This is a genomic window from Siphonobacter curvatus, assembly GCF_002943425.1.
Lineage (GTDB): Bacteria > Bacteroidota > Bacteroidia > Cytophagales > Spirosomataceae > Siphonobacter > Siphonobacter curvatus.
The window spans coordinates 1969598-1981853 of sequence record NZ_PTRA01000001.1 but is presented as its reverse complement, the minus strand read 5'-3'; the positions used below and the strand labels follow the sequence as shown (position 1 = coordinate 1981853).

Genomic DNA, 12256 nt, shown 5'->3' with positions numbered 1-12256 from the left:
TGACCTTATGAAAAAGTTGACATTAACCCGCTGGTCCACGTACCTTGTTTTATTATCAATCACCATGAGTTTGACCAGCTGCGAAGCCATTAAAGGAATTTTTAAGGCAGGCGTTTGGAGCGGAATTATCATGGTCGTTTTAGGCATTGCCGTAGTAATCTGGGTCGTTTCCAAACTCTTTGGTGGCGGAGGCCGCTAAACGTTACCACTCGTTCAATCCTATTGATCTTAGAAAAGCAGTAAAAGGCGGTCCAGACTATTCTGGACCGCCTTTTACTGCTTTATGAATTGGCGTGTTTACTAAGCCTGGACTCCGAAAAGGACCTTCGAAGATCGATTAGAAAAGCAGTTGGAAACTATTAAACGACCGGTACAAGTTTGGAAACTTGCAGCAGTCGTACCCTCTTCAATTCGAACGCCCCAACTCCGAGGGATTTTAACGTAACCAATTCCGTATGCAATGCGGGAAATCCTACAATTTCACCCGGTACAAACGATACGGATAATCCACCCGATTTTGTCCCTGGTTGAACTTAGGAGCCCGCTGGTACTGAGCCGCCGTTACGTACAAATAGCCATCCGGACCAATCGCAAAGCTATCGGGCCAGAGCAGCCGTTCGTCCTGTACCAGCGTTTCGAACGTACGATTCTGGGCGTTGAATCGATACAGCGTTTTCTTTTCCGAATCTCCCATGTACACATTTCCGGTTTTATCGGCGAACATTCCGTGTGAAATGCCCGCTTCCCCGACGGCTTCTACTTTCGACTCCAATTCTGCTTTCGGCAGCGAAGCGTCGGCGAGAGCCGCTGTTGGAATGCGGTAAAGTTTGGTCTGAGTAATCGGTCGGAAATAGAAATATTCACCCGCCAGAGCAATACCATTCACGTTACTACTGAACGGTTTCCCCGACTGATCCTTTACTTCGATTCCATCAATCGTAAGTTTATAGGCAGGATCAGCCGTTGTAGAAGCATGTTTTTCGAGTACTGTCCGGCTCTTGCCCGTTTTTAAATCCAGCACCACCACGGCGGCCCGTCCGGGGTCCGATAAGAACGCCAGCTGGCGTTTGGTATCTACGTTCACATCATTTAGTCCCGTTTTCTCCCGGGGCAGGTCTTCAAAACGATACACGCGTTCGACGGCATTCGTTTTCAAATTGACTTTCAACAGTTTAATTCCTTCGGGAATGGATTTTCCGAAACTTGGATTGGCCGGATCCAAAGCCCAAAGGGTATTATCAGCGTCCACATACAGGGCCTGCAAACTCACGAAATGATCCTGCGGATGCAGGGAATCTTCCTGATTCCAAACCTGGTTTGGGTACGGCACCTGAGTCCCATCCGACTTGATTTCAATCAGGGCGTTTTTATAATCCCTGGACCATTTCGGAAACGTAACGAAGGTGCGTCCTTCCTGCGAGATCGCTAGTCCTACGGGTTGATATTTTCCAAACTGAGCCGCTTCTTCCAGCGTACGCTTCGAGGATTGGGCCATGCCTAACGTCGTACACAGAACGAAGGCCAGGGTGTACACATGTTTTTTCATACATTTCCGTATTTTTTTGCAAGCTTACGGCCCCTACATTCGCAAAAAGAACGTTCCCGATAATCCATTTTACGCATGGCCCCTATCGATCCGATTGAGTATCCTACTGTCATTCGTTCTCTCGATCATCTCGCGGGATCCTACATTCCTGTACCGGCTGCGATCGTACAGCAAATCGGCACGTTCAAGATTCGTCTTTTTTGTACGATCAATGGCACGCTTACCTGGCCCTGTGGATTGGTTGCTCACGGCCAGGGCGATGCCTATATTACGATTAATCAGGAACGACTTCGGAAACTGAAACTAAAACCCGGCAGCGAAGTACACGTGCAACTCAGGCCGGATGAAAGCGAATTCGGACTGGAAATGCCGGAGGAATTACAGGAAGTACTGCGTCTTGATGACGAAGGCCAACGACGTTTTCGGGCACTCATTCCGGGCAAACAACGCTTTCTGATTCGCACGGTACTCGCGGTAAAAAATACGCAGTTACGCGTGGAGCGATCCCTGCAATTGATTACCCGTTTGAAGCAGGCTCCCGAAGGTAAGGAAACGTTTGCCCAATTATCACTCCGCTAAAACCAGCGGTTCCTTTGAACGATTTTTTAGCGTTTTACCATTCGAACCATTCATTGTACTATGGCTGAACTGCGTGAAGTCTGGCTCCGTGGCCCTTTACCCGAAACACCTGATTTGTTACAACCCGTGGCCCATGCCCTGCTGCAAGCACGGGAAGAAATTCAAGCTCTGACCGCTCAATTTCCGAACGTGCGACTGTGGGAACGACCCTCGGGCGTTGCCTCACCGGGTTTTCACCTCCAGCATCTGACGGGTGTACTTGATCGATTGTATACTTACGCCCGGAGCGAAGCACTTACAGAAGCACAGCTCGCGTACCTGGCGGCGGAAGGTTTGCCGAATGAGCAAAGCGTTACGGACTTAGTCGAGCAATTCAATCAACAGGTAGATCGGGCGTTGGAACAGCTCCGCCATACGGACGTGCAAACGCTCACCGAAACACGGGGCGTTGGTCGGGCCCAACTTCCTTCCACAGTACTGGGTTTGTACGTACATTCGGCGGAACACACCATGCGGCATTTAGGTCAGTTACTGGTAACGGTTCGAATGCTGGAAGGTTGAAGCAATGCTTTACCTCCTTCCGGCCAGCTACGTCATTCCTGAAAGGACCTACTTTCAAACCTGAAAAGGGTATTTAAACCTTATCCTTTTTCACACGTCATTCAAACGTAAACCTCTTTAAACCCTACCCATCCCATGAAAGCAGTCGTCGTTACCCAAGCCGGCAATCCGGATGTATTGCAGGTGCAGGACCGTCCGGTACCGCAACCTAATGAAACCCAAGTACTCATTAAAGTAGAAGCGGCGGGAATTAACCGGGCCGATCTGATGATGCGGCAGGGAAAATACGGCGGCGAGACGCCCCCCGTACTGGGTCTGGAAATAGCAGGCACAATTGAATCCTGTGGCCCAACGGTCAAACAATGGAAAAAGGGGCAACGCGTCTGTGCCCTCATTGCAAATGGTGGCTACGCTGAGTACGCCCTGGCCGACGCCCGTCACTGTTTACCCCTACCGGCCGATCTATCGATGACCGAAGCAGCGGGCCTGCCCGAAACGCTTTTTACCGTTTGGAGTAATGTCTTTCAACGGATGAAAATATTACCGGGCGAAATTCTGCTCGTGCAGGGTGGCACCAGCGGAATTGGCCTCACGGCGATTCAAATGGCAAAAGCCTTTGGCGTACGCGTATACGCAACGGCAGGTACCGATGAAAAACGGGCTTTTGCGTGTTCCTGGGGAGCTGACCGCTGCGTGAATTACCGTACGCAGGATTTTGAAGCCGAGTTTGCGGATACGGGCGTAGATGCCGTTTTGGACTACATCGGTGGCGAGTATACTTCCAAACACTTACGTTTACTCAAACCCGAAGGTCGCCTGTGCTGGCTGGCCGGACTCGATGGCGTGAAAACGGAGATTAACATCATGGACGTAATGTCGAAGCGATTACAGCTAACGGGCAGTATGCTTTCACCCCGTACCGCTGATTTTAAAGCTCAGCTTGCGGCCGACATTGAAGCCAAAGTGTGGCCCCTCGTACAGCAGGGCAAAATACGTACGGAGGTCTACCGGACTTTCCCGCTGGCGGAAGCGGCCGAAGCTCACCGACTGATGGAAAAAGGCGAACACATCGGAAAGATTATTTTGACGGTATAATGGATACTTTAGGCATACGCAAATGGCTATACGTCCAGCTATCTTTGTGGCTGTTTTTGACTTAACCATTCCTCTACTGATTCATGAATCGCCGGAAATTTGTTACCTCCTCCGTACTTGCGGCCACGGCTGCTACCTTACCCGCTCAGGCTTCCACCCAGGCTGAAACGGCTTTTTTTGAACTTCGTGTCTATGAATTAAGGGGAGGAAATGCTCTGGACGAATATTTAAAGACGGCTCTGATTCCTGCTCTAAACCGGCAGGGCGTAAAAACCGTAGGCGTATTCCGCGAGATGGGAAAATCGGAACCTCCGATGGTGTATGTCTTGATTCCCTATGCTTCCATGCAGGCCTACGGCGAGTCAGCCAGTCGATTGACCAAGGATTCGGATTTCCAGAAAGCCAGCGAGAACTACCGGAATCTCATGCCCGAACGAGCTTCGTACGCCCGGTATAAATCGTCGCTGATGCAGGGATTTTCGGGTTTCCCGCAGGTTGTAGCTCCGGATACCAAACAAGGTCGAATCTTTGAACTGCGTACCTACGAAGGGTTCAGTGAAGACGCCGTTCGCCGGAAAATTGCCATGTTCAACGACGCAGAAATCAAGGTATTCAACAACGTGGGCCTGACACCCGTTTTCTTCGGTGAAGTCAAGATAGGCGATTCTCTCCCCTGTCTGACGTACATGCTGACGTTCAAAAACATGGAAGAACGCGATGCCAACTGGAAAAAATTCGGCAGCGACCCCGACTGGAAACGCATTTCCGGACTCCCCGAATACGCGAATACCGTCTCCCGAATTCAGCGGGTATTCCTGGAACCTACGGCCTATTCTCAGGTTTAAATCAACGAAAAAGCGTCCGGGGCAAAACCCCGGACGCTTTTTCATTCAACCCCGCAAGGAGTATTATTCATTCTAATACCCGCTCGACGTTGAGCTTTGAGGGCAGAAAAGCGAGTCTGTACCACCATCAAACCTCGAACATTAAACCTGATACGCTTTCAAACTTCCCCTTCTCCTCAAACTCCAATCTTCCTACAGCTGCTTTTTCTTCTTTTTCTTGGCTTTCGAAAGTCGTTCTTCCTCTTCCTGAATCAGGCTCCGCCAATCGGTATTTTTTTCACTATCGGCTCCCAGATCAATCGTGGCTTCGTAGTCTAACTGATCAATGTTCAAAACCTTGATGGGCTTGGTCAAATAGGCTTCGATTTCTTTCAGTATGGGCTTTTCCTCCGTACTACAAAACGATACGGCGTGACCCCGCTGCGTACCCCGGCCCGTACGGCCCACGCGGTGTACGTAGTTTTCGGCCTGTTCCGGAAGGTCGTAATTGACGACGTAGTCTACGTTGGCAATATCAATTCCCCGGGCACTTACGTCGGTCGCAATCAGCACTTTTGTTTCACCTTTCCTGAAATCATTGAGTACCGACAAGCGATCCGTTTGTTCCTTTCCTCCGTGAATGGTCTGACTGGCAATGCTCATCCGTTCAAGAGCCTTACTGACGCGTTCGGCCCGAACTTTGGTACGGACAAAAACCAGCAGTTTACTTTCCGGATGTTCGTTAATGAGCCGTTCCAGGAAAAACCGTTTATCGTCCATTTCCACGAAAGCCACAGCATGGTCAATATTCTTGGAAACGGGATCTTTGGGTGAAATCTGAATCCGAATGGGATTGGTAACCAGCGAGTACGCCAGTTTTTTGATCGTTTCGTTGATCGTGGCCGAGAAGAACAGGGTTTGCCGCTTTTTGGGCAGGTACTTGATCAGGTCCTGAATATCCTTGATGAAGCCCAGGTCCAGCATGTGATCCGCTTCATCGAGAATCAGGATTTCTACGCTATTCATATGAATGTACCCCTGGCTCGTCAAATCAAACATCCGTCCCGGTGTCGTTACCAGAATGTCGATGCCTTCTTCCAGTTTGGCAATCTGGGGTCCCTGTTCCACGCCACCGAAGGTACAGAACGACTTTACTTTGGAATGGTGACCAATTTGCTGGAAAACCTCCGTGATTTGGATGGCCAGCTCACGGGTGGGTACCATCACAATACACTTGATGCCGGTACTGCGTTTGGTCTGTTTCCGGTTGTGAATCATGCTCAGCACCGGAATGGCAAAAGCCGCCGTTTTTCCGGTCCCGGTCTGGGCAATGGCCAGCACGTCCTCGCCCTTTAGTATGGGAGGAATGGACTTAAACTGGATATCCGTCGGACGTTTGAAACCGAGTTTTACCAGACTTTTCTTTATTTCCGGAGCGATGGAATATTCTTCAAATTTCATAAGCCATGTGTTTTACCGGAATGTCTAATTGAGACTTTCCAGGTACAATTCTTCTACTTTCTTACGAGCCCAGGGCGTTTTCCGTAAAAACGTAAGGCTCGATTTAATGCTGGGATTATGGGTAAAACATTTGATCCGAATCCGTAACCCCAGTTGATCCCAGCCGTAATAATCGACCAAATGAAATAAAATCATTTGCAGGGTTTTGCCTTCGAGTGGATCTTTCATAATGGTTTATTCCTGTGAATTAAGTTTCCCCGCATTGCATACGGGGCGATTTACATTGAACCCCTTCGGGGTTGACAAGCCTAGTCATACAATGAGCAAACCGTTTTCACGTAATTTACCGCCGATGTCCGACGATAAAAAGGCCTGAAAACTACCCAAGCCTTCTGCTTCGTAGGACTGTTTTAATTTTTCGAACGAAGCCGGTTCGGTCACCTGAATAGTCGGTAACGTATCCGTTAGCCATTGACCCGTGGCGGCATCCGTTACGAAGCCCCACTCCTGCTTTCGATCATAGAAGGTCAATTCGGCCAAATCGACCCGGTGTTTTCCGCGTTTTTCCTCAAAAAAAATCAGCGAGGGTTCCTTTCCCAGCCAGACGGTCAGGGCATTGGGACGAATGTCTTCTTCCTGATCTTCCACGCTTCGCTGAATATAATTCGGCGGAATCGTCGTTTTCGGTACCCGAAAATCGAACCATTCCTGCAAAGGAAACTCAAAACAAACGCCGTGCATGTAGTTAAAGAGCGATTTCCGTAACCCCTCGGCGAAGCGGTCGTGGTTGGCTCCCAGCGGGTCGGCGTGATCCAGGTCGTTGTCGGCAAAATCGCCCGCAATGGGGCCAATCCGCTGCACGTCGAACGCTTCCGGCTGTAAACCTACGGGCGAGTGGGCCGTCATGGCAAAGCGGTGCCAGAATCCCGACTGTACAATGCCCAGTTCGAACAATTGCCGTACCATTTCCAGCGAATCAATCGTTTCCTGGGCCGTTTGCGTCGGAAATCCGTACATCAGGTAGGCGTGTACCATGATACCCGCCCGCGTAAAGCCATCGGCCACGCGAGCCACCTGAGCCACGGTTACGCCCTTTTTCATCCGGTCAAGCAGCCGATCCGAAGCCACTTCCAGTCCCCCCGATACGGCAATGCAGCCCGAGGCTTTGAGTAACATGCACAAATCGGGTGTAAAACTCTTTTCGAAGCGAATGTTCGTCCACCACACTACCGTTAGTTTTCGGCGAATGATTTCCAGAGCCAGCTCCCGCATCAGGGCGGGCGGAGCGGCTTCGTCCACGAAATGAAAGCCATTCTGTCCCGTCTGTTCGATAATCTCTTCGATTCGATCGCAAAGCAGCGAGGCCGTCATGGGCTCGTAGCGTTTGATGTAATCGAGCGTTACATCACAGAAGGAGCACTTACCCCAGTAACAGCCGTGGGCCAGGGTCAGCTTATTCCAGCGACCATCGCTCCAGAGGCGGTGCATGGGATTCACGACTTCAATCACTGACAAATAATCCGCTAGCGGCAATTCGCGGTAATCAGGCGTTCCCGTATCTCGCTGGGCAACGTCGCGTTCTTTGGTCCCATTCAGGTAATGGACCGCTCCATCGATTCGCGTGAAGACCCGCTTGAGATTCGCTGCCGTCCGGGTACCGGACAGGTATTCCAGCAAATGCAGCAAGGGAGCTTCCCCATCGTCGAGGCATACGTAATCCAGATAATCAAACACCCGGGTTTCCTTCAGCGAGCGAAGTTCGGTATTGGCATAACCTCCTCCCATAACTACGGCAATCTCGGGATGGTGGGTTTTCAGGTATTTCCCGCACTTTAAAGCTCCGTACAGATTGCCCGGAAAAGGTACCGTGAGGCATACAACGGTGGGCTGCCAGTGCCGGATTTTTTCTTCCAGCAAATCGGTCAGTATCGTCGAAATCAGCGTATCCGGAGCCTGGAGCGTGGCGTGTAGTTCGTCAAAATGCGTGGCCGAGCGTCCCAGTCGTTCAGCGTAGCGGCTGAAGCCAAAATGCGGATCGACGGCTTCGGTAATCAAATCCGCCAGATCTTCGAGGTACAATGTCGCCAAATGGCGGGCTTTATCGTGCGTACCCATCGTTCCGAAGGCCCAGTCCAGATCATCCAGTTGGGCAAACCGCGACGCTTCGGGCAGGTAGGTCCGGTCACTGATGGCGTGAGCCAGCGTTGGATTTTTGTTCTGGAGGAAACGAATCACCGGACCGATGGTCTGAATGTATTCTTCCCGCAGGGAATAAATGCGGTAACTGTTATCGGAAAGCTCGATGCTGTCGTTGGCGACCAGTGCATCGAACATCGTTTGCAATCCTTTTCGGGAAAATAACTGCAGAATCACCTCAATGCCCAGATCGGCCTGATGCGATTCGTAGCCCTTGGTATTCAGAAAACCTTTCAGGTACGCCGTGGCCGGGTACGGGGTATTTAACTGCGTGAAAGGTGGGGTGATGAAGAGAATTTTTGGTGTCAAATCTATGCTGCGTTGCCGTTACAAAGGTACGCCATCTAACTGAGCAATAAGCAAGAAAATGATGGGTTCATTCCAATCCCATTAAATTAATACTGCCCGAAGGGGCGAAAAGTCGTACTCATTTCTTAATCTATAGGCCTATAGATAAATGCTAGCTTCAGACAAAGTATGTCTACATTAGACTCCAAACACATAGCCATTCTTTTACCACCTGTCCTTTATACCTCCTGTTTCATCTGAAAAAACAGAAAAAGGCGAATGAAAAACTATCTTTACTCGTCTATACGCATATGGCTTCGTATGTTCGCCGTATGTACATACACCCATTGAACCTTCCGATTCTATGTTTTCTCTATTCCGTCTGCTCGGATGTGTAGGGCTGCTGAGTATCGCATCTATTGTTTCCTACGCCCAATCGTTTTCACTCGAAGCCGTTAAATCCTATCCTTTCCCTGCGGATCTAACGGCGGCCGCCAAAGGTTCCCGTATTGCCTGGACGATCAATGAACAAGGCAAACGTAACATTTACGTAGCCGAAGGTCCGTCGTATACCCCCCGCAAGATTACTCCTTATAGCAAGGACGATGGGCAGGAGCTAACCAGTGTTACGCTTTCAGCCGATGGCCAATGGGTCGTGTACGTACGCGGTGGCGAGCATGGGGCGAATTGGGACGAGCATCTGGGGGTAAACGTCGATGGTTTACCCTTTGCCCCCAAAGTAGAAATCTGGGCCATTCCGTTTAAAGGCGGCGAGCCTAAGCGACTCAGTGAAGGCGATTATCCGGTGCTGTCACCAAATGGTAAAACCGTTGCTTTCCTGAAAGGTGGACAGCCCTGGTCAGTACCCGTGAACGGTAGTGAACCCGCAAAAATGCTTTTCTCGACGCGAGGTACTACTCATTCGCTGGAATGGTCCCCCGACGGTAGCCAGCTGGTTTTTGTTTCCAATCGTGGGGACCACTCACTCATCGGCATTTATACGAACGCCCAGACGCCGCTCCGGTGGCTGGCCCCTTCCTTCGCTCACGACCGTAGCCCTCGGTGGTCGCCGAATGGAAACAATCTGGTCTTTGTGCGTACGCCCGGTACGGGTGGAGCACCGGATTCCGTATTGGTTCGCAAGCACCGCCCCTGGTCCATCTGGCGGGTTAATGTGGCTTCCGGCAAGGCCACGCAACTCTGGCAGGCTCCCCGGACTTTGGCGGGCTCCGTACCGGCTACCAACGGCGGCTTCAACCTCCACTGGGCCGCTCAGAATCGCATTGTTTTTCTGTCGTATCAGGATGGCTGGCCGCATTTGTATTCGATGCCTTCCACGGGCGGCACACCCCTGCTGCTTACGCCGGGGGCTTTCACAACGGAGCATATTCGCCTGAGTCCAGATCGCCAGTGGCTTACGTTTAGTGTGAATGTAGGTTCTGATCCGCAGGATTTAGATCGTCGGCACGTGGCCCGGGTACCCGTGGACAAAGCCGAAATGGAAGTATTAACGCCCGGTAACGGACTAGAGTGGACTCCGGTCGTTACCGGGGATGGTACGTCGCTGGCTCTTATCAGTGCTACGGCCCAACGACCTCCCCTGCCCGCCGTGATGCCCTTTGGCAAAGGCATACCTACGCTGTTAGGCGAATCCCTGATTCCGGCAAACTTCCCGCAACGGTCGCTGGTTACGCCCAAACAAGTCATTTATCAAACGCCCGATGGATTCACCGTACACGCCCAGCTTTTTGAGCCGACGGGTGGCCCCGCCCAGAAGCCCGCGATTATTTACGTGCACGGCGGACCCATGCGACAAATGTTACTCGGCTGGAATTATTCGGATTATTACGCCAATGCCTACGCCACGAATCAGTACCTCGCCAGCTTGGGTTTTGCGGTTCTTTCGGTTAATTATCGCTTGGGTATTGGGTACGGTTTTGAGTTTCATCAGCCCGCAGGAGCTAACACGAGCGGAGCGGCGGAGTACATCGACATCAAAGCCGCGGGCGACTGGCTGGCCAAACAGTCCTTTGTGGATAAAAGCCGGATTGGTATTTATGGCGGTTCGTACGGCGGTTATCTGACGGCCATGGCCCTGGCCAAGGATTCGAATCTGTTTGCGGCGGGCGTCGATATTCATGGGGTGCACGACTGGACGACGGATCGCACCCTATCCATCACTGCTCCCGATCGGTACGAGCGAGCCCCCGACGCTGATCTAGTAGGAAAAATAGCCTGGGAATCATCACCGACGGCCTACATCAACACCTGGACGTCTCCCGTACTTATTATTCACGGGGATGATGACCGCAACGTCCGCTTCAATCAGAGTACGGATCTGGTCCGTCGCCTCGAAGCCAAAGGCGTCGATCTGGAGACGCTCATCATTGTCAATGATACGCACCACTGGATGAAACATGCGAATTCGCTCAAAGTGGGGAATGCGACGGCGGCGTACTTCCGGAAGAAGCTGTTGGAGAAAACTAAAGCGGGGGCTGGTGAATAGGGATTTATTCTATGCAATAACAGTTCTGTTTTTAGTCCCGCTGATACGGCTCGCCTTTCAGTTCATTGCATTTTATTAACTAGAGCATATAGAATCACTATTTCTTCCTTTAAAGACAGCTGTTCATTTAGTCCCTATCGCGAACACCGCTCATTTCCTCTTACTCAAGGCCACGGCCTTGCAGAGGAAATAGGCGGCTTGAGCCCCAGAATGGAATTCCGCCATGGAATGGGATAGGACGGGGCATGGATTTATGCCGTCGACGGTACCGACTCGCTAAAAACTAGTAACCCTTCTAGTTTGCCAATTGATACTGCTTCGGCGTAACCCCGTAGACCTGTTTGAAGGACTGGATGAAGCTCGACAGGTTTTCATATCCAATCTCGTAATACACTTCGCTGACTTTGTAATCGCCCTGTTTCAGCAGTTGAGCGGCCTTATGCATTCGTTTTTCCAGGAACCACTTATTAGGCGAAGTACCGTAGATTTTAGCAAACCGTCGCTTGAAAGTAGACAGGCTCGTATGACACAAAAAGGCAAGTTCTTCCACCGTAACCGGCTGATCCAGGTTGGCCGTTACCGCCTGCCGGATCAGCCTTTCTTCATCGGCCTGCTGACTGAGGATACGCAACTTCTGTAACTGTCCGGGATAATTTTCGCCCAAGTAGAGTAACAATTCTTCCAGTTTTACCAGCCGTCTGTTTAAAGAAAGGGATGGTCCATCGGCCAGTATAAAGCCTAGCGATTCGATGAAATGCTGAAGGAAGGTGTCTTTCTCAAAAAGCAATACGGGCTCCTGCGGTCGTTCCGTGATTTTCGTGGCAGGCATGTCGGGATGCCGACTGAAAAAATCAATGAGTACGTTCGTATCGAAGAAAATGAGCATGCTCCGGTAACTGCCCCCCGGAGCGACGGTTTTTTCGCTCATCAAACAATTTCCCGCCGAAAGCAGAAGAAACTGTCCGGGATGGATCTTCACCGTTGCCCCCGGGTAATACACCGTTTTTTCGCCTTCCAACAAGAAACTAAACAAATTCTGATGGAGGGTAATCCGATTCCTGCTCCCGTCGATCTGGGACTCATAACTAAAGATCGAAACGGGCTCTAAGTCGGTTTCCGTAGATCCCTGCTCGTTTTGTATACGGGTGGTTTTCATGGCTTCGTAAGGATACGCCCTAAAACCCAATCCGCTCCCTCAAG

The 12256-nt window shown here is 50.9% G+C and carries 11 protein-coding genes; 6 read left to right on the top strand and 5 right to left on the bottom strand.

All coding sequences use genetic code 11. From position 1 onward, the window contains the following. Positions 1–7 precede the first annotated feature (7 nt). On the top strand, positions 8–199 hold the full coding sequence (locus tag C5O19_RS08120; protein ID WP_094811919.1) for a hypothetical protein: 192 nt from the start codon (positions 8–10) through the stop codon (positions 197–199). A gap of 273 nt (positions 200–472) precedes the next feature. Here the strand turns inward: C5O19_RS08120 and C5O19_RS08115 are convergent, their stop codons facing one another. Then, a complete protein-coding gene (locus C5O19_RS08115; protein WP_104711202.1) occupies positions 473–1546 on the bottom strand; it encodes an L-dopachrome tautomerase-related protein in 1074 nt (357 codons plus the stop codon). A 75-nt stretch (positions 1547–1621) separates the two neighbouring features. Between C5O19_RS08115 and C5O19_RS08110 the strand changes: the two genes are divergently transcribed. The 4 genes from C5O19_RS08110 (at position 1622) to C5O19_RS08095 (ending at position 4626) form a co-directional block, all read left to right on the top strand. Next, a complete protein-coding gene (locus tag C5O19_RS08110) occupies positions 1622–2125 on the top strand; it encodes a YdeI/OmpD-associated family protein (RefSeq protein WP_104711201.1) in 504 nt (167 codons plus the stop codon). Between the two features lie 60 nt (positions 2126–2185). Then, on the top strand, positions 2186–2686 hold the full coding sequence (locus C5O19_RS08105; RefSeq protein WP_104711200.1) for a DinB family protein: 501 nt from the start codon (positions 2186–2188) through the stop codon (positions 2684–2686). A 135-nt stretch (positions 2687–2821) separates the two neighbouring features. Continuing rightward, positions 2822–3781, top strand: a complete 960-nt coding sequence (locus C5O19_RS08100) for an NAD(P)H-quinone oxidoreductase (RefSeq protein ID WP_104711198.1) — start codon at positions 2822–2824, stop codon at positions 3779–3781. A gap of 83 nt (positions 3782–3864) precedes the next feature. Then, positions 3865–4626, top strand: coding sequence for an NIPSNAP family protein (locus C5O19_RS08095; RefSeq protein ID WP_104711196.1), 762 nt, complete (start codon positions 3865–3867; stop codon positions 4624–4626). A 192-nt stretch (positions 4627–4818) separates the two neighbouring features. Here C5O19_RS08095 and C5O19_RS08090 read toward each other — a convergent pair whose 3' ends face one another. From C5O19_RS08090 to C5O19_RS08080, 3 genes are all read right to left on the bottom strand, one after another. Continuing rightward, the gene (locus C5O19_RS08090) at positions 4819–6066 is read right to left on the bottom strand and encodes a DEAD/DEAH box helicase (protein ID WP_104711194.1); all 1248 of its coding nucleotides are present in this window, start codon (positions 6064–6066) and stop codon (positions 4819–4821) included. Between the two features lie 24 nt (positions 6067–6090). Next, positions 6091–6294, bottom strand: coding sequence for a VF530 family protein (locus tag C5O19_RS08085; RefSeq protein WP_104711192.1), 204 nt, complete (start codon positions 6292–6294; stop codon positions 6091–6093). 84 nt (positions 6295–6378) lie between these two features. Then, positions 6379–8571: a B12-binding domain-containing radical SAM protein gene (locus tag C5O19_RS08080; protein ID WP_104711190.1), complete on the bottom strand. Its 2193-nt coding sequence runs from the start codon at positions 8569–8571 to the stop codon at positions 6379–6381. Between the two features lie 343 nt (positions 8572–8914). Between C5O19_RS08080 and C5O19_RS08075 the strand changes: the two genes are divergently transcribed. Then, a complete protein-coding gene (locus tag C5O19_RS08075) occupies positions 8915–11056 on the top strand; it encodes a S9 family peptidase (RefSeq protein WP_104711189.1) in 2142 nt (713 codons plus the stop codon). Positions 11057–11351: 295 nt separating this feature from the next. On the opposite strand, the gene C5O19_RS08070 is transcribed toward C5O19_RS08075, so the two are convergent. Continuing rightward, complete coding sequence (locus tag C5O19_RS08070; RefSeq protein WP_104713977.1) at positions 11352–12212, bottom strand: helix-turn-helix domain-containing protein; 861 nt, start codon at positions 12210–12212, stop codon at positions 11352–11354. Positions 12213–12256 lie beyond the last annotated feature (44 nt).